Origin of the sequence: Antribacter gilvus (genome assembly GCF_003946865.1) — a bacterium.
Lineage (GTDB): Bacteria > Actinomycetota > Actinomycetes > Actinomycetales > Cellulomonadaceae > Antribacter > Antribacter gilvus.
In genome coordinates this window covers 365787-388367 of the sequence record NZ_QXTH01000003.1, presented here as the reverse complement: position 1 = coordinate 388367, position 22581 = coordinate 365787, and the positions used below count along the sequence as shown (strand labels likewise).

The 22581-nt window shown below is 74.4% G+C and carries 25 protein-coding genes; 9 read left to right on the top strand and 16 right to left on the bottom strand.

All coding sequences use genetic code 11. The annotated features are described in order from the left end of the window. Nucleotides 1-170: 170 nt before the first annotated feature. A complete protein-coding gene (locus D1350_RS07520; RefSeq protein ID WP_125775340.1) occupies nucleotides 171-797 on the top strand; it encodes a hypothetical protein in 627 nt (208 codons plus the stop codon). 12 nt (nucleotides 798-809) lie between these two features. Here D1350_RS07520 and thpR read toward each other — a convergent pair whose 3' ends face one another. Further along, the gene (thpR, locus tag D1350_RS07515; RefSeq protein WP_125775339.1) at nucleotides 810-1427 is read right to left on the bottom strand and encodes an RNA 2',3'-cyclic phosphodiesterase; all 618 of its coding nucleotides are present in this window, start codon (nucleotides 1425-1427) and stop codon (nucleotides 810-812) included. Between the two features lie 9 nt (nucleotides 1428-1436). Then, nucleotides 1437-2027 (bottom strand): VanZ family protein, encoded by a 591-nt coding sequence (locus D1350_RS07510; RefSeq protein ID WP_125775421.1) that lies wholly within the window; start codon nucleotides 2025-2027, stop codon nucleotides 1437-1439. 123 nt (nucleotides 2028-2150) lie between these two features. Between D1350_RS07510 and D1350_RS07505 the strand changes: the two genes are divergently transcribed. After that, nucleotides 2151-3092 (top strand): hypothetical protein, encoded by a 942-nt coding sequence (locus tag D1350_RS07505; protein WP_125775338.1) that lies wholly within the window; start codon nucleotides 2151-2153, stop codon nucleotides 3090-3092. Between the two features lie 70 nt (nucleotides 3093-3162). On the opposite strand, the gene D1350_RS07500 is transcribed toward D1350_RS07505, so the two are convergent. From D1350_RS07500 to D1350_RS07470, 7 genes are all read right to left on the bottom strand, one after another. Beyond that, on the bottom strand, nucleotides 3163-3582 hold the full coding sequence (locus D1350_RS07500; RefSeq protein ID WP_206074453.1) for a spore germination protein GerW family protein: 420 nt from the start codon (nucleotides 3580-3582) through the stop codon (nucleotides 3163-3165). Between the two features lie 56 nt (nucleotides 3583-3638). Next, the gene (locus D1350_RS07495) at nucleotides 3639-4475 is read right to left on the bottom strand and encodes a TrmH family RNA methyltransferase (protein ID WP_206074452.1); all 837 of its coding nucleotides are present in this window, start codon (nucleotides 4473-4475) and stop codon (nucleotides 3639-3641) included. 65 nt (nucleotides 4476-4540) lie between these two features. After that, nucleotides 4541-4924 (bottom strand): 50S ribosomal protein L20, encoded by a 384-nt coding sequence (gene rplT, locus D1350_RS07490; protein WP_125775337.1) that lies wholly within the window; start codon nucleotides 4922-4924, stop codon nucleotides 4541-4543. Between the two features lie 66 nt (nucleotides 4925-4990). After that, nucleotides 4991-5185, bottom strand: a complete 195-nt coding sequence (gene rpmI / locus D1350_RS07485; RefSeq protein ID WP_125775336.1) for a 50S ribosomal protein L35 — start codon at nucleotides 5183-5185, stop codon at nucleotides 4991-4993. A gap of 97 nt (nucleotides 5186-5282) precedes the next feature. Beyond that, complete coding sequence (infC, locus tag D1350_RS24725; protein WP_276313715.1) at nucleotides 5283-6209, bottom strand: translation initiation factor IF-3; 927 nt, start codon at nucleotides 6207-6209, stop codon at nucleotides 5283-5285. A 397-nt stretch (nucleotides 6210-6606) separates the two neighbouring features. Continuing rightward, nucleotides 6607-8823, bottom strand: a complete 2217-nt coding sequence (gene katG, locus D1350_RS07475; RefSeq protein WP_125775334.1) for a catalase/peroxidase HPI — start codon at nucleotides 8821-8823, stop codon at nucleotides 6607-6609. 49 nt (nucleotides 8824-8872) lie between these two features. Further along, nucleotides 8873-9307: a Fur family transcriptional regulator gene (locus tag D1350_RS07470; RefSeq protein WP_125775333.1), complete on the bottom strand. Its 435-nt coding sequence runs from the start codon at nucleotides 9305-9307 to the stop codon at nucleotides 8873-8875. A gap of 103 nt (nucleotides 9308-9410) precedes the next feature. Here D1350_RS07470 and D1350_RS07465 point away from each other — a divergent pair, with 103 nt between their 5' ends. From D1350_RS07465 to D1350_RS07455, 3 genes are read left to right on the top strand one after another with little or no spacing between them, the layout of a single operon-like run. Further along, nucleotides 9411-9788, top strand: coding sequence for a DUF1844 domain-containing protein (locus tag D1350_RS07465; RefSeq protein WP_125775332.1), 378 nt, complete (start codon nucleotides 9411-9413; stop codon nucleotides 9786-9788). A gap of 11 nt (nucleotides 9789-9799) precedes the next feature. Then, nucleotides 9800-10453 carry a hypothetical protein gene (locus D1350_RS07460; RefSeq protein WP_240643945.1) on the top strand — a complete coding sequence of 218 codons (654 nt, stop codon included), beginning with the start codon at nucleotides 9800-9802 and terminating at the stop codon, nucleotides 10451-10453. Then, a complete protein-coding gene (locus tag D1350_RS07455) occupies nucleotides 10450-11184 on the top strand; it encodes a S1 family peptidase (protein ID WP_125775331.1) in 735 nt (244 codons plus the stop codon). Before D1350_RS07460 ends, D1350_RS07455 begins: the two co-directional genes overlap by 4 nt. Before the next feature lie 40 nt (nucleotides 11185-11224). Here the strand turns inward: D1350_RS07455 and D1350_RS07450 are convergent, their stop codons facing one another. From D1350_RS07450 to D1350_RS07420, 7 genes are all read right to left on the bottom strand, one after another. After that, nucleotides 11225-11953, bottom strand: a complete 729-nt coding sequence (locus D1350_RS07450) for an SseB family protein (RefSeq protein WP_125775330.1) — start codon at nucleotides 11951-11953, stop codon at nucleotides 11225-11227. Further along, the gene (gene priA, locus D1350_RS07445; RefSeq protein WP_125775329.1) at nucleotides 11950-12690 is read right to left on the bottom strand and encodes a bifunctional 1-(5-phosphoribosyl)-5-((5-phosphoribosylamino)methylideneamino)imidazole-4-carboxamide isomerase/phosphoribosylanthranilate isomerase PriA; all 741 of its coding nucleotides are present in this window, start codon (nucleotides 12688-12690) and stop codon (nucleotides 11950-11952) included. The genes D1350_RS07450 and priA overlap by 4 nt, the downstream gene beginning before the upstream one ends. Before the next feature lie 101 nt (nucleotides 12691-12791). Then, the gene (gene hisH, locus D1350_RS07440; protein WP_125775328.1) at nucleotides 12792-13454 is read right to left on the bottom strand and encodes an imidazole glycerol phosphate synthase subunit HisH; all 663 of its coding nucleotides are present in this window, start codon (nucleotides 13452-13454) and stop codon (nucleotides 12792-12794) included. Then, nucleotides 13454-14026, bottom strand: coding sequence for a hypothetical protein (locus D1350_RS07435; RefSeq protein ID WP_240643944.1), 573 nt, complete (start codon nucleotides 14024-14026; stop codon nucleotides 13454-13456). Before D1350_RS07435 ends, hisH begins: the two co-directional genes overlap by 1 nt. Before the next feature lie 4 nt (nucleotides 14027-14030). Beyond that, a complete protein-coding gene (gene hisB, locus D1350_RS07430; protein ID WP_125775327.1) occupies nucleotides 14031-14630 on the bottom strand; it encodes an imidazoleglycerol-phosphate dehydratase HisB in 600 nt (199 codons plus the stop codon). After that, nucleotides 14627-15793, bottom strand: coding sequence for a histidinol-phosphate transaminase (locus D1350_RS07425; RefSeq protein ID WP_125775326.1), 1167 nt, complete (start codon nucleotides 15791-15793; stop codon nucleotides 14627-14629). Before D1350_RS07425 ends, hisB begins: the two co-directional genes overlap by 4 nt. Before the next feature lie 21 nt (nucleotides 15794-15814). Further along, nucleotides 15815-17365: a helix-turn-helix domain-containing protein gene (locus D1350_RS07420; protein ID WP_206074451.1), complete on the bottom strand. Its 1551-nt coding sequence runs from the start codon at nucleotides 17363-17365 to the stop codon at nucleotides 15815-15817. A gap of 51 nt (nucleotides 17366-17416) precedes the next feature. On the opposite strand from D1350_RS07420, the gene D1350_RS07415 reads away from it, so the two are divergent. From D1350_RS07415 to D1350_RS07400, 4 genes are all read left to right on the top strand, one after another. Next, nucleotides 17417-18412 (top strand): ABC transporter ATP-binding protein, encoded by a 996-nt coding sequence (locus D1350_RS07415; protein ID WP_125775325.1) that lies wholly within the window; start codon nucleotides 17417-17419, stop codon nucleotides 18410-18412. After that, complete coding sequence (locus tag D1350_RS07410) at nucleotides 18409-19185, top strand: ABC transporter permease (RefSeq protein ID WP_125775324.1); 777 nt, start codon at nucleotides 18409-18411, stop codon at nucleotides 19183-19185. The genes D1350_RS07415 and D1350_RS07410 overlap by 4 nt, the downstream gene beginning before the upstream one ends. Next, the gene (locus D1350_RS07405; RefSeq protein ID WP_164545064.1) at nucleotides 19178-20038 is read left to right on the top strand and encodes an ABC transporter permease; all 861 of its coding nucleotides are present in this window, start codon (nucleotides 19178-19180) and stop codon (nucleotides 20036-20038) included. Before D1350_RS07410 ends, D1350_RS07405 begins: the two co-directional genes overlap by 8 nt. A 251-nt stretch (nucleotides 20039-20289) precedes the next feature. Continuing rightward, on the top strand, nucleotides 20290-22530 hold the full coding sequence (locus D1350_RS07400) for a RecQ family ATP-dependent DNA helicase (RefSeq protein ID WP_125775415.1): 2241 nt from the start codon (nucleotides 20290-20292) through the stop codon (nucleotides 22528-22530). Nucleotides 22531-22581: the final 51 nt, after the last annotated feature.

Genomic DNA, 22581 nt, shown 5'->3' with positions numbered 1-22581 from the left:
ATCGTGGCACGCCGCAGGTCCGCCGGGCAATCTGTATCCCCCGGACCCTGCCGCGGGCCGCCCGCGCCTGCCACACTGGACCTGTGAGCGGCGACGACACCTCCCGATTTGCGCCTGACCGGCGGCGCACCCCCGGCGAGCGAGCGTCGGGGTGGCCCCGCTACGGTTCCGTGACCCCCGGCCCTTCCGACCCGCTGGGCCTCACGCTCGGCCAGGACCTGCGCCCGCGCGGTCTGCTGCACCGCAAGGGACGGCCGGAGCACCAGGCGACCCAGGCGTCGTCGGGCGGCGTGTCGCACGTGCCGGCGTGGGGAACGCCCAGCCCCACGGGGAACGTCGTCCACGACGCCGTGCCAGGCGGCGAGAGCACCACGCCGGGTGCGCTCGTGGCGCGCGCCCGACGGCCACTGCGGTTCTGGCGCTGGTTCGGCATCGGCGCCGCGATCGCGCTCCTCGTGGCGATCGTGCGGCTCCCGGCCGGCGACGTCGGCGTGAAGGACGCCACCACCACGGTGGCCCTGATCGCGGTCCTCGCGGGCGGGGTGGCCCTGTTCGTCGTCCTGGTCCTCGGGCTGGTCTGGCTCGTCGGGCGGGCCGGGAGCACGCCTGCGGGGCCGGAGATGCCCCGCCCGTCCGGCGTCACCCGGCCCTCGGAGGCCTGGCCGAGCACCCTCGGCGGGGCGGTCGGCGCTCGCGGGGTCACGAACGTCCCGTTCGCGCCCTGGGTCCGGGGCCTCGCCCTCTGCCTCGGTGCGTTCGTGGCGTCGCTCCTGATCTTCATCTCGATCAGCGACTGACGACGCACGACGTCAGTCGCCCAGCGGGAACCACTCCACCGGGGTGTACAGCGGCCCGCCCTGCGGCCCCTCGCCCATGCGGGACTCGACCAGCGCGAACGACTCCGCCCGCCACGACGGCCCCGCGTACACCGACAGTGCCCCCGCCGCCGGCTCCAGCTCGGACCGCGGCCCTTCCTGCGCCCGCCGCCAGCGGCCGCGCGGCGGCTTGACCTGACCGGCGCGAGCCCGCGCCACGGTCAGGTGCGGGCGGTGCGGCTTGAGCTCGTCGGGGATCTCCCGCGGCGACGCGTCGAGGCACGCGCTCGCGAGGTCCCTGAGCGCGCTGGTCTCGCCGTCGACCCCGATCCACAGCACCTTGCTCGAGAACGTGCCGGCTCCCCGCAGGCGCAGCTCGAACGGGCGGTGCTCCTTGGCGAGCGTCGCCAGCTCGTCGGTGAGGTCCGGGACGCTGCCCTCGGGGACGTCTGCATAGAACGCGAGCGTGACGTGCTGCATCTCGCGGGGCAGCCAGCGTGGCCCACCCCGGTTGGCGTCGGAGACCGTGAGGTTCGCGCCGACCCCGTGCAGGGCCAGGTCGAGGTGGTCCAGGACGTGCGCGGGAGGGAACACCGCTGTGAACAGACGCACCCGTAGATCTTAGTCCGTCGGGTTCCGCCGCAGGTCGTGGGGCGTGCGCCACCAGCGGCGGGAGCACACGGCCCCGAGGACCGCACCGACGGTGTTGAGCAGCACGTCGTCGACGGACGAGACGCGACCGAGGTCGAGCACGCGCTGGAGAAGCTCCACCAGGAGGGACAGACCCGCGGCCGCCAGGGCGATCTCGCCCAGCACGGCAGGGGCCGGCCCGCGCCCGACGGCGGCCCGCGTCCCGAGCGCGAACCGCACCGGCAGGAACAGACCCAACGCAGAGAGCACCAAGAGGTTTCCGCCCACCTGGACCAGCGCCTCGCCGGGCGACCCGGCCAGCACGGTGACGAGGTCGCGCAGCGGCACGAGCGCCAGGCCGCCGTCGCCACCCGTCGGTGTCAGGATCATCCAGAGCCAGGGCGCCGTCCCCACCGCGATCCCCACCTCGCCCACCGAGGCTCGCCACGCCCAGCCGGGAGCAGTCCCCCGTCGGACGCGCCACCGCGCCAGGCCGACGGCGAGGAGCACGGCGAGCGGCAGCCCGACAGCCACCACCGCGAGCACGTCGCCCCACCGGGCCCAGACCCCGCCCCACCACATGAGCACGCCGCGACCCTACCGGCGCCGCCAGAGGGCGCGCTTGGCACACTTTTTCGCTCGGGCAGCGCCCGCCACGCCACGTCAGCCTTGTCCGTCATGTCCGCGCTCGGACATGATCTCCCCATGAGTCACGCTCCCGTCCCCGGCTGGCCGGACCTTCCCCCGCCGGTGCGTGAGCAGATCTCGATGCGGCTCCGAGCGCCGGTCCTCGTGTGGTCGGCCAGCAGCAACGGACTGCTGCCGGGGCTCACCGCCCGGCTGCAGACCTCCATGGGCCGGGTCCTGGTGCATGCCGTGAACGCCACCAGCCCGCTGGCGCACGCGATGTACCGCCGGGAGATCGAGGTGGTGAGCGAGCTTCCCGCCGGCGCCCCCGCCCGCCAGTACCTGTGGTCCTTCGACGAGGACTTCGGCGTCTACGACTCCTGGGTCGTCGCGGCGTACGCGGACGCGGACGTGCGCCCGCTCGCCGGGTGGGACGGCGCGGACGTCGCACGGGCGATCGCGCTGGCCCAGTCGATCAGCGCGACCACGGTGCCGGACGGCAGCGCCCTGGAGCCCGTGGAGGACGGCCCGTGGGACGCGTGCGAGCAGCTGGCCACCGAGCACCCGGCAGAGCTGGCGGCCTACGGGCCGTGGCTCGCGGAGCACATCGACACGGTCGCGGCGGCGGCCGCCGGCGCCCGGACCCTGATGCAGGGCAACGCCCTGGTGCACGGTGGCCTCGGCCGGGAGTGCATGATGTTCCCCGCCGACGGGACCGACGGCGCCCTGGCCACCGAGTGGATGGGCGCGGGCCGGGGAGCGCCGTGGGTGAACCAGGTGGAGATGCTCTCCGTGATCGAGGCCGAGGGTGGGCCGACGATCGCCGAGGTCCTGTGGCGGCACCCCCTGCCTGGCGGAGTGCCCGACAGCACCGTGACCGCCTACCTCGCCGCCAGCATGGGCCGCCTCATCAGCAGGTCGTTCGTCCCTGCCCCGCCGGGCCTCCCGCACGTCCGGTCCCAGCAGCGCGCCCAGGCGCTCGCCTGCCTCGGCTGGGTACGCCACCACCTCGGCTACTGAACCCGGCGGCCGGCCGCCGCGACCCGGCGCGCCCGTGCCCCCCGCCGGAACCCGGCGGCCGAGACCCCGGTCAACGACGACGGCGCCGCCGCACCGCCCAGCACACGACGACGACGACCGCGACGAGGGCCGCCTGACCACCCAGGACGATCCGGGTGACGTCGACCGCGGGGACCCAGCGCACGTCTGTACCGTTGACGACGAACGCTCCGGACGGCGCGGCCCGGCGGCCGAAGCCGGCGCCGCCACCCCCGCCCTCCCGGTCGGGGACCGCCTCCTCGTCGCCCGTCTCTACCTCGGACCAGCCGACGGTGTCCGTCTCGACGCCACCTCCGCCACCGCCACCTCCGGCGCTCCACACCCGGGCGGCGGGTATGACGACGACACCGTCCCGCTCGACCGGCTCACCGAACACCTGGCGTGCACCGACCGACTCGGCGACGGCATCGCTGATCCGGCTCAGGTCGGGTCCACACCTCATGCGGCTCATGCGGCCACGCTAGCCGTGCGTGTCACCGCCGGACAGTGCCAGACGGGCCCCGAGCGTCAGCGCTGCGCCCGGCTGCTCGCGTACAGGCAGACCGTCGCCGCCGTCGCCAGGTTGAGCGACTCCGCCTTGCCGCGGATCGGCACGCGCACCACGGCGTCGGCCAGCGCGCGGTCCTCCTCGGGCAGGCCCCACGCCTCGTTGCCGAAGATCCACGCCGTCGACGCCGCCAGGTCGGGCACCTGCCCGCCACCCGCCGTGTCCAGCAGGTCGTCCAGGTCCCGGTCGCCGGCCCCGTCGGCCGCGAGGACCTGGCAGCCGGCCGCGCGGAGGTGCGCGACGGCGTCGGGCAGCGTCAGGCCGCTGACCACCGGGAGGTGGAACAGCGAACCGGCCGTGGACCGGACCACCTTGGGGTTGTGCAGCTCGACGCTCTCCCCGGCGAGGACCACGAGGTCGGCGCCCGCGGCGTCGGCGGCACGGATCACCGTCCCCGCGTTGCCGGGGTCGCGGACGGTGGCCAGCACGGCGACGAGCAGGGGTCGCCCGGACCGCGCGGCGGGCCGTGCCGCGAGGGCGTCGTCCAGGGTCGGCGACGAGGTGCGCAGCACCGCGAGCACGCCCTGTGCGTCCGGGCTCATCGCCTCCAGCACCTCGCGCGTGCCGACGTGCGTGTGCAGCCGGGCGGCCGCGGCGTCGGCCACGATCTCCGGGTAACGCTCCGCCGTCGCCTCCGTGAGGTAGACGTCGCGGACGTCCGCCGCGGCGTAGCGCACCGCCTCCCGCACCCCCTGCGGCCCCTCGACGAGGAACTGCCCATGCCGGGAACGCGCCGGACGCCCGGCCAGTGCCCGCACGGCCTTGACGCGGTCTGCTCGCGGGTTGGCGAGCGTCACGTCAAGGACTGCGGGGCCCTCCGAAGAGGGTGCTGACCGGGCGTCCGGGGTGTACTGGGTCAATCTCAGGCCGCTGCCGGGGCGTTGACGTCCGCCGGCAGGGCAGCCTTCGCGACACCGACGAGCGCGTTGAACGCCGCGATGTCGTTGACCGCGAGCTCTGCGAGCATGCGACGGTCGACCTCGACTCCAGCGGCCTTGAGGCCCTGGATGAGGCGGTTGTAGGTCATCCCCTGAGCGCGGGCCGCAGCGTTGATGCGCTGGATCCACAGCTTGCGGAAGTCACCCTTCTTCGCCTTGCGATCGCGGTAGGCGTAGACGAGCGAGTGGGTGACCTGCTCCTTCGCCTTGCGATAGAGGCGTGAGCGCTGGCCGCGGTATCCGGCGGCGCGCTCGAGGGTTGTACGGCGCTTCTTCTGGGCGTTGACCGCCCGCTTCACGCGTGCCACGTGTAGCTCCTTGGGTTTACTTCGGGGCCGGAAGGTGGGGTCCGGGCGGCCGAGGCCGCCGACGGGTCACTTACCGAGCAGCTTCTTGATCTTCTTGACGTCTGCGGGCGCGACGACCTGGTCAGCGGAAAGTCGGCGAGTCAGCTTGCTCGACTTGTGCTCGAGATAGTGGCGGGCGTTCGCCTGCTCACGCATGACCTTGCCGGAGCCGGTGATGCGGAACCGCTTCTTGGCGCCGGAGTGCGTCTTGTTCTTCGGCATGACTGCCGTCTCTCCTCGTGTCGGTCGACCGCGGGTGCGGCCGACGGGGTACGGGCCCGGCCGGTGGGCTGGGCCGTGTGTCGTGAAGCCTCCGGCGTCAGCCGGCCCGGCGCGGGGCCGGCCTCGGCTTCGGCGCGGCGGGCCGCGGTGCAGCCGGTCGGGGAACCGGGGGCTTGGGGGCCGGAGCCTTGGGCGCGTCGGCCGTCGTGTCCGACGACGGCGCGGGGGCCTTGGCGGGCGTCCGCGCCGGGGCGGCGGGGGCCTTGGGGGCCTCCTTCGCGACCGGCTCGGGCTCGGCGACGGGCTGCGGGACCTCGGGCTCGGCGGCGGCCTGCTCGGCCTCGACGGCTGCGGCAGCGTTCTGGGCTTCCTCGGCCCAGTCCGTCGGCGCAGCCGGCTCGGCCTGCTCGGTCTCCTCCAGCTCGTCGACCTCGTCGATCTCGTCGACGTCGTCGTACTCGTCGCCCTCGTCCGTGCCGCGGGCCGCAGCCTTCGCCTCGGACTTGGTCATGCGCTGCGAGTTGACCTCGGCCGAGCGCTTGCGCTGCTCCACCTTGGCGTCCGCCTTCTTCTTGACCGGGCCCAGGACCATGGTCATGTTGCGGCCGTCCTGCTTCGGCATGGACTCGACGAAGCCGAGCTCCGCCACGTCCTCCGCCAGCCGCTGCAGGAGGCGCACGCCCATCTCCGGGCGCGACTGCTCGCGGCCACGGAACATGATCATGACCTTGACCTTGTCGCCGGCCGAGAGGAAGCGCTCGACGTGGCCCTTCTTGGTGCCGTAGTCGTGCGGGTCGATCTTCAGGCGGAAACGGATCTCCTTGAGGACCGTGTTCGCCTGGTTGCGCCGCGCCTCACGCGCCTTCATGTCGGACTCGTACTTGAACTTGCCGAAGTCCATGAGCTTGGCGACGGGCGGGCGGGCGTCCGGTGCGACCTCGACGAGGTCCAGGTCCGCGTCCTGGGCAAGCTTCAGGGCAACCTCGGTGCGGACGACGCCGACCTGCTCCCCGCCGGGTCCGATGAGTCGGACCTCGGGGACGCGGATCCGATCGTTGATGCGAGGCTCGCTGATGTGATGCTCCTAGGTAAGTCGTCGGTACGACCGCCAGGAACGAGGAAGGCCCCCGCCCTGAGCACAGGTGGAGGCCATCACGGAAAGGGCGAAGGATGTCGTCTGGGACGACAGCTTCGCCCGACCAGGTGACCCGGCCTCTGTCGGCACGTCCAGCGTGCTCGGTCGAAGCTCGGGTGGGATGGGATCCACTTGAGACACCTGTCGTTACCAGCTCTGATACGGGATCAGGTTCAGGCAGCGTCAGGTCGGTCGAGTCCCAAGGTTAGCACGGGGCTCGCGTCGGCCACAGCCCAGCGGGTGTGACCTCCCCCGCCCGGGCCGTGGGCCCGGGCGGGGGACGACGTCACGTGCGCAGGTCGAAGCGGTCGAGCTCCATGACCTTGACCCAGGCGGCGACGAAGTCCTTGACGAACTTCTCCTTCGCGTCGTCCGAGGCGTAGACCTCGGCGAGCGCGCGCAGCTCGGAGTTCGACCCGAGCACGAGGTCGACGCGAGAGCCCGACCAGCGGCCGTCCGTCGTCGAGAACGTCTGCTCGTCCGCCGCGGGCTTCCACTCGAGGCCGAGCTCGAGCAGGTTGACGAAGAAGTCGTTCGTCAGGGCGCCGGGGTCCTGCGTGAGGACGCCGAGGTTCGAGCCGTCCCAGTTGGTGCCGATCACGCGCAGGCCACCCAGCAGCACCGTCATCTCCGGGGCGGTGAGGCCGAGCAGGTTGGCGCGGTCGACGAGCAGGTACTCGCTCGGGAGCTTGAGGAACCCGCTGTCGTAGTTGCGGAAGGCGTCGGCCACCGGCTCGAGCCACGCGAACTGCTCGGGGTCGGTCTGCTCCTGCGTGGCGTCCACGCGGCCCGGGGTGAACGGGACCGTCACGTCGAGCCCGCCGGCCTTCGCCGCCTGCTCCACGCCCACGCCGCCGGCGAGGACGAGCACGTCCGCGAACGACACCTTGACGGCGCTCGTCGCGTTGAACGTCTCGACGACGCCCTCGAGCGCGACCAGGACCGGCTCGAGCTCCGCCGGGTTGTTGGCCTTCCACGAGCGCTGCGGCTCGAGGCGGAGGCGCCCGCCGTTCGCGCCGCCCCTCTTGTCGGAGGTGCGGTGCGACGCCGCGCCCTTCCAGGCGGTGGACACGAGCTGGGCGGCGGTGAGACCGGTGCCCGCGATCAGCTGCTTCAGCTGCCCGATCTCGGCCTCGCCGACGATCTGCTCCGGCGCGGCGGGCAGCGGGTCCTGCCACGGGAGGTCCTCGGCCGGGACCTCGGGGCCGAGGTACCGGGCCTTGGGACCCATGTCACGGTGCGTCAGCTTGAACCAGGCGCGGGCGAACGCGTCGGCGAACTGGTCGGGGTTCTCCAGGAAGCGGCGCGAGATCGCCTCGTACGCCGGGTCGAACCGCAGCGAGAGGTCCGTCGTCAACATCGTGGGCTTGCGCGGCGCACCCCCCTCGTTCGGCGCCGGGACCACAGCGGGGGCGTCCTTCGCGACCCACTGCTTGGCACCGGCCGGGGAACGCTCCAGCTCCCACTCGAACGCGAACAGGTTCTCGAAGAAGTGGTTGCTCCACCGGACCGGCGTCTGGGTCCAGGTGACCTCGAGGCCGGACGTGAGCGCGTCGGCGCCGACACCGGTTCCGTAGCCGTTCCGCCAGCCGAAGCCCTGCTCCTCGAGCGGCGCGGCCTCGGGGTCCGGGCCGAGCCGGTCGTCCGGGTGGGCGCCGTGGGTCTTGCCGAAGGTGTGACCGCCGGCGATGAGCGCGACCGTCTCCTCGTCGTTCATGCCCATCCGGCGGAACGTCTCGCGGATGTCGCCCGCCGCGGCGACCGGGTCGCCGGCGCCGTCGATGCCTTCGGGGTTGACGTAGATCAGGCCCATCTGGACCGCGGCCAGCGGCGCCTCGAGCTCACGGTCGCCCGTGTAGCGCTCGGCGTCGAGCCAGACCTTCTCGGGGCCCCAGTAGACGTCGTCGTCGGCCTCCCACACGTCCGCGCGGCCGCCGGCGAAGCCGAAGGTCGGGAAGCCCATGGTCTCGAGCGCGACGTTCCCGGCGAGGATCATGAGGTCGGCCCACGAGATCTTCTGGCCGTACTTCTTCTTGACGGGCCACAGCAGGCGGCGCGCCTTGTCGAGGTTGCCGTTGTCGGGCCAGGAGTTGAGCGGCGCGAACCGCTGCATGCCCGCCCCGGCACCACCGCGGCCGTCGTGCGAGCGGTAGGTGCCGGCGGAGTGCCAGGCCATGCGGATCATCAGGCCGCCGTAGTGGCCGAAGTCGGCAGGCCACCAGTCCTTCGAGTCCGTCATGACAGCCGCCAGGTCCGCCTTGACCGCGTCGAGGTCGAGCGTCGCGAACGCCTCGGCGTAGTCGAAGCCCGGGCCCAGCGGGTCGCGCTGGGCCGTGTGCTTCGCCAGGATGCCCAGGTTCAGGCGGTTCGGCCACCACTCGCTGTTGGCCGAGCCCTGCGTCGGGTGCTTGCGGGTGTCGTACCCGAACGGGCACCCACCGGTGCTCGTGGCCTCGGTCGGTGCGACGGTCTCCGCCGCCTCGTTGGCTTGCGTGTCGGACAAGATGGATCTCCGTTGCTTGGTGGATCGGTGGTGCGCTGTGGTTCTGGACCTACGGCTCGGACCGGGCGGCGGAGCACCGGGGGCACAGGCCCCAGTAGGTGACTTCCGCCTCGTCGATCGTGAAGCCGTGGTCGTGGGACGCCGTCAGGCAGGCGGCCTCGCCGACCGCGCAGTCGACGTCCGCGATGTCGCCGCACTTCCGGCAGACGACGTGGTGGTGGTTGTCGCCGACCCGTGTCTCGTACCTGGCCGTGGCCCCTGTGGGCTGGATGCACCGCACCACCCCGGCGTCGGCCAGGGTGTGCAGCGAGTCGTAGACGGCCTGGTGGGAGACCTCGGGCAGACCCTCGCGCACGACGGCGAGCACTGTGCCCGCGTCGGCATGCGGGTGCGCGGCGACGGCGGCCAGGACGGCCACGCGAGGTCGGGTCACCCGGAGCCCGACCTCGCGGAGCGCCCGCTCGATCTGCTCGTTCGTGTCCACTCCCCTACCCTCGCTCCTTTTCTTGAATCAGTCAAAAGAAGAGAGCCCGACGAGTGCCGTGAAGCGCGGCAGCCTGGCCAGGGCGCGTGGAAGGATAGGACCCATGAGCACCACCAGCGAGAACACCACGGCGCCCGACGGGGCGGACGGCGTCGACGACGCGACGCGCGACATCGCCGACGTGGCCGCCGTCGAGGTCATCACGACGGCCGCCGTCCACCTCATGAGCGCCGCCGCCGTCAAGTGCGGCCTGGCGGACGACGCCGAGGAGGGGGGCCACCTGGACCTCGACGAGGCGCGCAAGCTGATCAACGCGCTGGCCGCGCTCGTCGTCGCCGCCGCCCCGGACATCGGCAACCAGCACGCGCGCTCCCTGCGCGACGGCCTGCGGTCGCTCCAGCTGGCGTTCCGCGAGGCCTCAGTGATCCCCGACGCGCCGGGTGAGGGCCCGGGCGAGAAGTACACCGGCTCCGTCATCTAGGTCCGAGGACCATGTCGACCAACCCGACCGCACCGCTTCCCGGGCACGTGCCCGGGCGGGGACCCGGCAGCGCGCTGCCGCCGTCCGTCCGGCCCTACGGCCGGTCCCCGGGGTCGCCCCCGCCGTCCCCGGCCCCTGCCCCGGCGGACCCCCAGCCGGTCCGGCGGCGGCGGTCCGGCGGCTGGGTGCTGGCCCTGCTGCTCGTCGCGGCGGTCGGCGTGGCCGCGTACCTGTGGCTCACCACGATGCGCTGGCAGGACAACGCCGACACGTGGGAGAGCAAGGCCCGGACGCACGCACAGGAGGTGGCGGAGCTGCGGACGCAGCTCGACGGCGTGAACGCAGAGCTCACGGCTGCCCGCGAGCAGGTGGCCACGGCGAACCGGCGGATCAGCGACCTGGCCAACGAGAAGGCGCAGCTGGGCGACGAGAACGTCGCGTCCCAGCAGTACCTCGAGTACCAGGAGCGGGTGAGCGAGGCCGCGCGCATCGTGGCGACCGCCCTGGGCCAGTGCACTGACGGCCAGAAGGAGCTCATCGGCTACCTCAAGGACGCCGACGCGTACGACCCGGCGGACCTCGCACGCTTCGAGAGCCAGGTGACCGACCTGTGCACCCGGGCCACGGACGCCAACGCGGCGCTGCAGGCGGAGCTGTCGCAGTGAGGCGCCGGCTCGGCGCGGCCCTCGCGGCCGCCACGCTCGCCTGCACGGTGACGGCCGGCTGCGGCGTGCTGCCGGAGCTGCCCGACCCGGTCCCGCTCGACATCGTGCCGACCCTGGCGCCGTCACTGTCCGCGGAGGACAGCGCGAACCTCTCCCCGGACGGCTTCGACGCGGTGCAGCGCATGGCCGTCCGGATCAGGAACGTGGGCTGCACGTCCCTGTCGACCGGCTCGGGCTTCGCCGTGGACGAGTACACGCTCATCACGAACAAGCACGTGGTCGCCGACTCGGACCAGCTGCAGGTGAGCACGTACGACGGGCGTGACATCGCGGTGGGCACCGCGGCCACCGCGGCCCTGGCCGACCTGGCGGTGGTCCGGACGAGGGACCCCCTGCCGTCGTACCCCGAGCTGGCCGGCGGCGACCCGGTCGCCGGCGACCCGGTGACGGTGGTGGGCTACCCCGAGGGCGGCGCGCTCACCGTCACCACGGGCACCGTGATCGGCACGGCGCACGACCCCCTGAACGCGAACCTGGGCGAGGTCCTCGTCACGGACGCCCCGGTCGAGCCGGGGTCGTCGGGGTCGGCGGCCCTGGACCAGGCGGGCCGTGTCATCGGCGTCGTCTACGCCAAGACGGCCGACGGCCAGAGCCTCCTCGTGCCGCTCTCCACGCTCCAGCAGATGCTGGCCGACGACGCGGCGTTCACTCCCGTCACGGAGTGCGGCTGACCGGTCACCGGGTCAGCCGCCCAACGGCGCCCAGCACCGATCAGCGCGCCGCGCCGATCCGCAGCTCGAGGGAGTCCACCCGCTCGGAGATCACGTCGGACGCGCCGAGCCGGGAGTTCACCTGGGCCAGCACGGCGTCGAGCCCGGGCCGGTCGAGCCCGGGGTCGAGCGCGAGCACCACGGCGACCTCGGCCTTGCGGCCGGGCTCGGCGTGCGCGCGGACCACGTGCTGCACGGGCGCGGCGGCGATCGCCACGGCCGACGCCACCTCGGGGTCCACCGTGATCTCGTCCGGCCCACCCACCAGCGCCGGACGCCACTCCTTGCCCTGTGCGAGCGCCCACACCGCGGGCCGGGGCACCAGCACGGTGACGGGCCCGGCGGGATCCACCACGAGCAGGGACCAGTCCTCGTTGACGGCGCTGAGCGCCGCGCGCGGCACGTCCACCGGCACCGGGCGGGCGTCCGCCCGCCAGGCGGTCATCGACGCGACGCTCGTGAACACCGGCAGGGCGCGTCGCCCGTCGGGCGACTCCAGCGCCACGATCCCGGTCGACGCCTCCTTGTCGACCTGCAGCCCGTCAGCGGTGGTCTCCTCCGCACCGAGCTCGGCCAGCACGGGCACGAGCACGCGCGTCTGCGCGAGGCGTGCCACGACCGCGCGGAGCGGCGTGCGCCCCTCGGCGTGGCCGGCGAGCAGGGCCGTCAGCTCCAGGTCGGCGGAGCCGTCGTCGTCCGCGAACGCGGACGTGGGCTGGATCGACTTCACCGGGACACGTCCGGCCGGCCGGCGACGTCGAGCGCCTCCGGCAGCGTGAACGCGCCCGCGTACAGGGCCTTGCCCACGACGGCGCCCTCGATGCGGGGCTCCAGCGCCCGCAGCGCCCGCAGGTCGTCGAGCGAGGAGATGCCGCCCGAGGCGACGACGTGCGCGGTGGTGCGCGTGGCGACGTCGGACAGCAGCTCCAGGTTGGGGCCGCGCAGCGTGCCGTCCTTGGTGACGTCCGTGACCACGTAGCGGGCGCAGCCCGCGGCGTCGAGGCGCTCGAGAACCTCCCAGAGGTCGCCGCCCTCCTGCGTCCAGCCGCGGGCGGCGAGCGTGGTGCCGCGCACGTCCAGGCCTACGGCCACGCGGTCGCCGTGCTCGGCGATGACCTTGGCGGTCCACTCCGGGTCCTCCAGGGCGGCGGTGCCGAGGTTCACGCGGCGCGCGCCCGTGGCGAGCGCGCGCTCCAGCGACGCGTCGTCCCGGATGCCGCCCGACAGCTCGACCTGCACGTCCAGGCGGCCCACCACCTCGGCGAGCAGCTCGGCGTTGGAGCCACGCCCGAACGCGGCGTCCAGGTCCACGAGGTGCACCCACTCCGCACCCCCGGCCTGCCAGTCCAGGGCGGCGGACAGCGGGTCCCCGTAGGAGGTCTCGGAGCCGGCCTCGCCCTGGACCAGGCGCACGGCCTGCCCGTCGGCGACGTCCACGGCGGGCAGCAGCACCAGTCGGTCGGTCATGTCTCTCCAGTCTTGGTGGTCGGTGCCCGACGCCGGACCGGTCGCCTCGCGCGGAGGCGACCGGTCCGGCGTCGGGCACCCGTGGTGACGGGCGGCTCGCCTCAGGCGAGCGAGCGGACCCAGTTCTCGAGCAGGGTGGCCCCGGCGTCGCCGGACTTCTCGGGGTGGAACTGCGTGGCGCTGAGCGGGCCGTCCTCGACGGCCGCGACGAAGCGCGCGCCCCGCTGGGGCGTGCCGTGATGGGCCCAGGTCACACGCGGTGGCGTGTAGTGCTTGCTCGCGAAGTCGTCGTGCCCCTGGGTGAACTCCTGCGCGGCGTACGAGTGCACGAAGTAGAAGCGCTCGTCGCGCACGCCGGCGAACAGGACCGAGTCCTCCGGGGCCTCGACGGGCGACCAGCCCATGTGCGGCACCACGGGTGCGTCGAGGCGCTCGACCGTGCCGGCCCACTCCCCCAGGCCCTCGGTCTCGACGCCGTGCTCGACGCCGCGCGCGAACAGGATCTGCATGCCCACGCAGATGCCGAGCACCGGGCGGCCGCCCGCGAGGCGGCGGTCGACGACCTCGCCGCCGCGCACCGTGCGCAGCCCCTCCATGCACGCGGCGAACGCGCCGACGCCGGGGACCAGCAGCCCGTCGGCCTCCTGCGCGGCGGTGCGGTCGGCGGTGAGCTCGGCCTCGGCACCCACGCGCTCCAGCGCGCGGACGGCGGACCGGACGTTGCCGAAGCCGTAGTCGAGGACGACGACCTTGGGAGCGCCCATCACTCCGGCTTCCTGCGCGCCTTGCGCGCGGCCGAGGTGAGCAGGCGGACCGCCTTGAAGCGGCTGATGGACGACGACGCGACGACGCCGTCCAGCTCGGCCACCGTCTTGAAGCCCGTCAGCAGGTCCTCCAGCTCCTCCGGGGCGCCGCCCAGCACCAGGCCCGGGGAGAGCTCGTCGCCACGCTCGCCGTCGGTGAAGCGCAGCGCCGTCAGCTGCTCGCCACGGCGGGTGACGAGGACCAGCGGCACGCCGCGGACCAGGCCGGAGATGGCGGCGGCGGCCTGCTCGGGGGCGTCGCCGGCGCGGTCGCGCAGCACGGCCAGGGCCCCGATGGACGTGGGCACGGCGTCGACGTCGAGCCCGGAGAGCGCGCAGGCGGCGGCCAGCGGGCCCGCCCCGGCGATCTGCGTGACGAGGACAGCGAGCTCCGGGTCGGTGGTGGGGTTCGTCAGCGACGAGAGGTCGTCCGGGATCTCGAAGTCGAGGTCGTCGAGACCGGGCAGGTCGTCCGGGGTCGTCGGCTCGTCTGCCGGGCTTCCGGGGGTGGGGTTGCCGTGGGTGTCGGACATGCGGTTACAGCGCACCCTTCGTGGACGGGATGCCCTCGACGCGAGGGTCGAGAGCGACGGCGGCGCGCAGCGCGCGCGCCAGGGCCTTGAACTGGGCCTCGACGATGTGGTGGGGGTCGCGGCCCGCGAGCACGCGCACGTGCAGCGTGATGCCGGCGTGGTGCGCGACCGACTCCAGCACGTGGCGCGTCAGGGAGCCGGTGAAGTGGCCGCCGATGAGGTGGTACTCCTGCCCGGCGGGCTCGCCCTCGTGCACCAGGTACGGGCGGCCGGACACGTCCACGACCGCGAGCGCCAGCGCCTCGTCGAGGGGCACGGTGGCGTCGCCGTACCGGGCGATGCCGACCTTGTCGCCGAGGGCCTCGCGCAGCGCCTGGCCGATGCAGATGGCGACGTCCTCGACGGTGTGGTGCGCGTCGATGTGCGTGTCGCCGGACGCGTGGACGGTGAGGTCCATGAGGGAGTGCTTGCCCAGGGCGGTGAGCATGTGGTCGTAGAACGGGACGCCGGTGGCGACGTCCGTGCGCCCGGTGCCGTCGAGGTCGAGCTCGACGAGGACCTTGGACTCGGACGTGGCGCGCTCGACGCGGCCGGTGCGGGTCATGCTTCCTCCTTGAGAAGGACCTGGGTCAGGGCGTCCCGGAACGCCGCAGTCTCGGCAGTGGTGCCGACGGAGACGCGGAGCCACCCGTCGGGGCCGGTCTCCCGGATGAGCACGCCGTGGTCGAGAAGACCCTGCCAGACGGCGTGGCGGTCGGCGAACCGGCCGAAGAGCACGAAGTTCGCGTCGGACTCGGCCACCTCGAACGGCGTGCCGTCGGCGTGGGTCTGGGCCCGGAGCCAGGCGACGAGCCCGTCGCGCTCGGTGCGGAGCGTGTCGACCTGCGCGAGCAGGGACTCGCGGTGGCGCAGGGCCGCGCGGGCGGTGGCCTGGGTGACGGCGCTGAGGTGGTAGGGCAGGCGCACGACGCGCAGGGCGTCCACGAGCTCGCGGCTCGCGGCGAGGTAGCCGACGCGCGCGCCGGCGAGGGCGAACGCCTTGGACATGGTGCGCGAGACGGCCAGGTGCGGGTGGTCGGCGAGCAGCGCGAGGGCCGACGGCGTCCCGGCGCGCCGGAACTCGGCGTAGGCCTCGTCGACGACGACGACGGCGGGTGCGCCCGTACCGTCCACGTCCACGTCGCGGGCGGCCGCGAGGACCGCCTCGATCGTGGCGGTCGGCAGGGCGGTGCCCGTCGGGTTGTTGGGGCTGGTCAGGAGGATCACGGAGGGCCGGTGCTCGGCCACGGCTGCGACGGCGGCGTCCGGGTCGAGGGTGAAGTCCTCCTCGCGGCGGCCGGTGACCCAGGTGGTGTGCGTGTCACGCGCGTACTCGGGGTACATCGAGTACGTGGGCGCGAAGGACAGCGCGGTGCGCCCGGGCCCGCCGAAGGCCTGCAGCAGGTGGAGCATGACCTCGTTGGAGCCGTTGGCGGCCCAGACGTCGAAGCCCTCCATGCAGACGCCCGACTCGAGCATCAGGTAGTCCGCGAGGTCGGCGCGCAGGGCCGGGAAGTCGCGGTCGGGGTACCGGTTGAGGCTGCGGGCCGCACGGGTCACCTCGGCCGCGATGGTCGCCACCACGTCGTCGTCCGGGGGGTACGGGTTCTCGTTGACGTTCAGCAGGACCGGCACGTCGAGCTGCGGGGCGCCGTAGGGCTCCTCGTCGGCGAGCTCGGGACGCAGGGGCAGCACGGCCCGGCGTCCCGTGCTGGGGGTCGTGGTCACCGTCCCAGTCTACGGAGGCTGTCACGGCGGACGGATGTGAGTCCGCCCACCGAACGTCCCTGGCGGGCCGTCCCCGGCGAGCGCCCGGCGGCGCAGCTCGCGCGCGACGAGCTCGGTGCGGGAGGTCGCCCGGTTCGCCCGCAGCAGGGCCGACACGTGCACCGCCACCGTCCGCTCGCTGAGGCCGAGGGCGGCGGCGACGGCTGCGTTGCTCCAGCCCTCGACGAGCAGGTCCAGCACCCGCCGCTGCGCCGGCGTGGCCGCCAGGTGTCCGACGACGGCGCCCACCTCTCGCTCGACCCGCGCCGACACGCGGCCGGGCCAGGCGGCGAGGATCGTGCGGGCGCGCACGAGGTGCGCGGCGGCCGCGCCGTCCCGTCCGTGGAGGCGCTCCCGCCGCGCGAGCGCGAGGAGGGCACGGGCCTGGTCGGTCGCGGGGAGGGAGGGCAGGTCCAGGGTGTCGAGCAGGGCGTCGGCGTCGGGCGCCCCGGGGCCGGGCGACCCGGAGTCGTGCGCCCACGCGGGGGCCGGGAGGGCGCCCGCGGGCCGGTCCTCGGCGTCGGCCAGCAGCAGGCGTGCCAGCGCCTCGCGGCGCGGTGGGCCCAGCCCGCCCGGGACCACCCGCCGGAGGAACGCGCGCACGTCGTCGGGCGGATGGCCGGCGTCGAGGGCCACGAGGGCGGCGTGCCACGCCCGGCCCCGGCGGGACGCGTGCCCCGCCCGGTCGGTGCAGGCCGCGTAGGCGCGGAGGGCCGCCGCGAGCGAACCACCGCCCGCGGCGGCGGCGATCACCCCGCCGAGGTACGCGTAGACCCGGACCCAGGGGTGGTCGACGGCGACGCTCGACGCCACGGCCCGGCGTCCGAGCTCCCGCGCGTCGGCGTCCCGTCCTGCCTCCCAGGCGAAGGTGGCGCCCTTGGCGAGCACGGCCACCAGCTCGTTGCGCTGGGTCTCGCGGTCGAGGTGGGTCCGGGCGTGCTCCCAGCCCCGTTCCCACTGCCCGGTGTGCCACGCCAGGTCCACGGCCTGGCGCAGCACGGTGCCCGGGTCGGGCAGGTCGTGGGCGAGCGTCAGGGCCCGGCCCACCCACTCCCACGCGCGCGAGTGGACGGGCCCCGGTCCCGCGCCGAGGGTCCGCCAGGCGTCGTCCATCCGCAGCACCAGGCCGTTCGTGATCGCGCGTGACGCCGCGTCCAGCAGCTCGGGCTCGCGCGCGACGGCGATGCGGTCGAGCTCGGCCAGCGCCGCCGCAAGCCCGTGGGCGTCCCATCCCTCGGGGGGTTCGACGACGTTCCGGCTCACCGTGGCGTGCGCGACGGCGGCCCGGAGGCCGGCGCTCGGACCGGGCACGGTGGCCGCCAGCGCGGTCGCCGCCTCAGCGACGAGCCGCGCCTCGGCCATCCGCTCCGCCCGCACCAGGGCCACGCTCCGGGCGGCGAGCACCTCCGCGCGGAGCGCCGGGTCGTCGCCCGCGAGCGCCTCCGCCTCGTCGAGCGACCGCCAGGTGGCCGCCGCGTCGCCGCGGAGCCAGGCCGCGCGGCTCAGGTGGAGGAGGTCTCGGAACCGGCTCATCTACGTAGTATTGACTAGTGCCATGATTCCGGCGCCCACCATCCTGGCGCCATGGCCGCCACCACGTCCCCGCCCGACGCCCTCCACCTGGAGTCGCTGACCCGCGTGTTCACCCCGCGGGGCAAGGCGCCGGTGACCGCCCTCGACGGCGTGGACCTGCGGCTGCCGGCCGGCGGGGTCCACGGTCTCCTCGGGCCGAACGGCGCCGGCAAGACCACGCTCTGCAAGATCGCGTGCACGGTGCTGCTGCCGACGTCGGGCCGCGCGAGCGTGCTGGGCTTCGACGTCGTCCGGGACGCAGCGGAGGTCCGCCGGGAGATCGGCATCGTCTTCGGCGGCGAGCGCGGGCTGTACGGGCGGCTCTCCGCCCGCGAGAACCTCGAGTTCTGGTGCGCCATGCACGGCCTCGGCCGGCGCGAGACCCGTACCCGGGTCTCGGCGCTGCTCGACCGGCTCGGGCTGGCCGACCGGGCGGACAGCCTGGTCGAGACGTTCAGCCGCGGCATGAAGCAGCGGGTCCACCTGGCACGCGGCCTCGTCGCCGACCCGCCGCTCCTCCTCCTCGACGAGCCGACCGTCGGCATGGACCCCGTCTCGGCGCACGACTTCCGCGCCCTCGTGGGCGAGCTGCGTACCGAGGGGCGCACCGTCGTCCTGACCACCCACGACATGGCCGAGGCGGAGTCGGTCTGCGACACGGTCACGTTCGTCGACCACGGCCGGGTCGTCGGGACAGGCACTCCCGGCGACGTGCGCGGACTCCTCGCGCGCGGGAGCCGTATCCGGGTGCACGACGTCGCCGACGCCCGCGCGCTCGCCGGGCCGCTGGACCTCCCCGGCGTCCTGACGACGCACGACCCGGCCCGGCGCACGCTCGACGTCGACGTGGAGGGGGGCCAGGACGTCGTCGGGCAGGTGATGGCCGCGATCCTCGCCGCCGGTCACACCTCGGTGACCGCGGGGCCGCCGTCCCTGGAGGAGGTCTACCTGGGCCTCCTGGGGACGGACGGCGACGGGAACCGGCGCGGGATGCGGGTGGGCTCGTGAGCGTGGTGCGGACCGTGGCGACAGGGGTCGTGGTGCAGCTGCGGCAGATGCGGGGCACGCCCGACTGGTTCCTCGCACTGTTCACTGCGCCGCTGACCACCGCGGTCTTCGTGACGATCTTCCTGCACGCCGGTCGCGGCGACCTCACCGCGTACGGCGTCCTGGCGCCCGCCCTGATCGCCCTCTGGCAGATGAGCCTGCAGACCGCCGGCGAGCTGATCGCCAAGGACCGGGAGAACGGGTCGCTCGAGGCGCTGCTGGCCGCGCCCGCGCCGTTCGCGGCGCTCCTCGGGGGGCGCGTCCTCGCGGTCGTCGCCGTCTCCCTGGTCGCCTTCGCCGAGGCCTGGGCCGTGGGCTGGGCGCTCACCGGCTCCCCGGTGGACGTGGCCCATCCCTGGGTCTTCCTCCTGGTGCTGGGGCTGACCGCCCTCGCGATGACCGGCTGGGCAGGGGTCATGGCGTGCGTCTTCGTGCTCGCCCGCTCGGCGCGGACCTTCCAGAACTCGCTCAGCTACCCCTTCTACGTGCTCGGTGGCGTGCTCGTTCCGGTGTCGCTCCTGCCCACCTGGGTCGAGTGGCCCTCCCGGCTGGTGTTCCTGTCGTGGTCGTCGGACCTGTTGCGGGACGCGCTGGCCGCCGGGCCCGTGGTCGGCCTCGGAGCCCGGCTGGCCGCGGTCGTCGGGCTCGGCGCCGCCGGGTACGTCGTCGCCCATGGCCTGCTCGGGCGCACGCTGCAGCGTGTCCGCCGGACCGGGAGCCTCGCGCATGCCTGAGCTCACCACCCCTGCCCCGGAGGCCACGGGCAGCGTCCGCAGGCCGAGCCCCGGGCGGAGGCCGAGCCCCGGCCGGATCGTGGCCGCCGCGTCGCGGGTCGCTCTCGCCGACCTGCGCACCGTCTACACGCCACTGACCTGGTCCGTCGGATGGCTGGGCCGCATCGTGACCCAGGTGGTCTTCTTCGCGATCATCGGCCTGCTCCTCGACGACCGCGAGGCGCTCGTCCGGCTCTTCGTGGGCCAGGCGGTCATGGTGGCCGTCGTCGAGGTGTTCATGTCCGTCGCCTCGACGACCTGGGAGCGCAGCACCGGCACGCTCGCCCTGCTGGTGTCCGCCCCGGGGCCGCTGTGGCCGGTGTTCGTGGGCAGGTCGCTGCAGTGGATCCCGAGCGGCGTGGCCACGTCGGGTGTCGCGCTGTTCGTGGTGGGTCCGTTCCTCGGCGTGACGTGGACCGTGGGCGCCGCCGTCGCCGCCGGGCTGACCGTGCTCCTGACCGCCTGCGCCATGTACGGGGTCGCGCTCTCGCTCGCCGCCGTCGTGCTGCGCGGGCCGCGGTGGCGGAACATCGTGAGCAACGTCGCCCACACGCTGGTGATGCTCGTCACCGGCGTCACCGTCCCCGTCGCGACGTGGCCGGGGTGGGTACAGGCCCTCGCGCAGACGCTGCCCATGACCCACGGGCTCGACGGCGTCCGGGCGCTCCAGGCCGGCGGCGGGCCGGGCGCCGTCGGGGAACCGCTGCTGTGGGCGTTCCTGACCGGTGCCGGATGGTTCGCGCTCGCCGCGCTCGGCTTCACGCTCTTCGGCGAGGCCGGGCGTCGGGACGGGACCATCGACCTGGACGAGTAGCGCGGGTTGTCCACAGGTGGCGACCGCCGACCGGCCCGAGCGTCGGTGGTCGCCCCTACGATCGACACGTGACTTCTTCGGACCCGTTCGCCGACCTCCCCTTCGCGATGGACGAGCCCCCCGACGACTTCGGGGAGCCGCCCACGTCCGACGCGCCCGGCGCGGCGCCCGCCGGCCGGGCTGCGGCCCCCCGGCGACCCGGCGCCGCCGCGCCTGTCTCGCCCGAGGCGGCGAAGGCGGCGAAGCTGGCGATGCTGCGCGACCTGATGGAGGGGGCGGGCCAGGGCGGGACGCTGCGCGACGAGGCCGAGGTCGCCCTCCGCCAGCTCGTGGGGCGCGAGGACGCGGTGCTCCGCGAGGACCAGTGGCTGGCGATCGAGGCGCTGACCGCGTTCCGGCGCCGCGCGCTCGTGGTCCAGCGCACCGGGTGGGGCAAGTCGGCGGTGTACTTCGTCGCGACCCGCCTGCTGCGCGCGCGAGGTGCCGGGCCCACGATCATCGTGTCACCGCTGCTCGCCCTCATGCGCGACCAGATCGCGGCCGCGGCGCGCGCCGGGATCCGGGCCGTCACCATCAACTCCGCGAACGTCACCGAGTGGGCCGAGGTCCACGCGGCGATCGGGCGCGGGGAGGTGGACGTGCTGCTCTGCTCCCCCGAACGGCTCAACAACCCGGGCTTCCGCGACGAGGTGCTGCCGCGCCTGGCGGCCGACGCGGGCCTCGTCGTGATCGACGAGGCGCACTGCATCAGCGACTGGGGACACGACTTCCGGCCGGACTACCGGCGCATCCGCACCCTGCTGACGGACCTGCCGCCAGGCATCCCGGTGCTGGCGACGACGGCCACGGCCAACGCGCGCGTGACCGCCGACGTGGCGGAGCAGCTCGGGGTGTCGGGCGGCGCAACGGCGGAGGACGTGCTCGTGCTGCGTGGCGCGCTGGACCGCGAGTCCCTGCACCTCGCCGTGCTGGAGCTGGGAGACCAGCCCACGCGCGTGGCCTGGCTGGCGGAGACGCTCCAGGACGTCGACGGGTCGGGCATCGTGTACTGCCTCACCGTCTCCGCGGCGGAGCAGGTCGCGGAGCAGCTGCGCGGGCACGGGCTCGCCGTCTCCGCCTACACGGGCCGCACGGAGCCCGCCGAGCGCGAGCAGCTCGAGACCGACCTCAAGGAGAACCGCGTCAAGGCCCTCGTGGCCACGTCCGCGCTCGGCATGGGTTTCGACAAGCCCGACCTCGGGTTCGTGGTGCACCTCGGCGCTCCCTCGTCCCCGATCGCTTACTACCAGCAGGTCGGTCGTGCGGGACGTGGCGTGGACCGGGCCGTCGTGGTGCTCCTCCCGGGGCAGGAGGACAAGGCGATCTGGGACTGGTTCGGCGAGCAGGCGTTCCCGGCCGAGGCCCAGGTGCGCGCCACCCTGGCCGCGCTGCAGGGCGCCGGCGGGACCCTGTCGACGGCCGCCCTCGAGGCGCACGTGGACCTGCGCCGGTCCCGGCTCGAGACCATGCTCAAGGTGCTCGACGTCGACGGCGCCGTGAAGCGGGTCCAGGGCGGCTGGGTCGCCACCGGTCAGGAGTGGGTCTACGACGCGCAGCGGTACGAGCGGGTCGCCGCGACCCGCGCGGCCGAGCAGCAGGCGATGGTCGACTACGTCGCGACGCCCGGGTGCCGCATGGCCTACCTGCGCGCGCAGCTCGACGACCCGCAGCTCGAGCCGGGCTGGGAGTGCGGGCGGTGCGACCGGTGCGGCGGCGTGGACCTGCCCGACGCGCCGGACGCGGAGGCGATCGCCGAGGCGCGTGCCGAGATGGACCGGCCGGGCGTCGAGATCGAGTCGCGCCGCATGTGGCCCACCGGGCTGTCGACCCTCGGGCTCGACGTGAAGGGCCGCATCCCGGCCGGGGAGCAGGCCGAGCCCGGGCGGGCCGTGGCCCGGCTCGACGGGCTCGGCTGGTCGGGTCCCCTGCGCGACCTGCTCGCCCCCGGTGCGCCCGACGGCGAGGTGCCGGTGCCGCTGCGCCGCGCCGCCGCCCGGGTCCTCGACGACTGGGCGGCGCTGCGTGAGGCGGCACCCGTGAGTGACGAGGGCGACGCCCCGCCGGGCGACGCCCCGGCCGACGAGGCCACCCCCGGACGGCTGCTCGTCCAGGGCGTCGTGGCGGTCCGGTCGGTGACCCGCCCGCAGCTCACCTTCCACCTCGCGACCGGGCTGGCGAAGTACCTCGGGGTCCCCCTGATCGGCGCCGTCGGCCCCGTCCCCGGCCAGGAGGAGCCCGGCCGGCACGACGTGAACTCGGCGATGCGGCTCGCCGGGGTGATGCGTCGGCTGCAGCTCGAGCTCGGCGAGCCCGCGCTCCGCGGGCTGCCCGGCCGCGCGGTGCTCCTCGTCGACGACTACACGGACTCCGGCTGGACGGTCACCGTCGCGTCGCGGCTCCTGCGGCAGGCAGGGGCGTCGGCGGTCTACCCGTTCGTGCTGGGGGTGCGGTAGCCGACGGGGGTTGGACGGGCCGGGTCCGGCCGGGCCGGCGGGCCCGGCGAG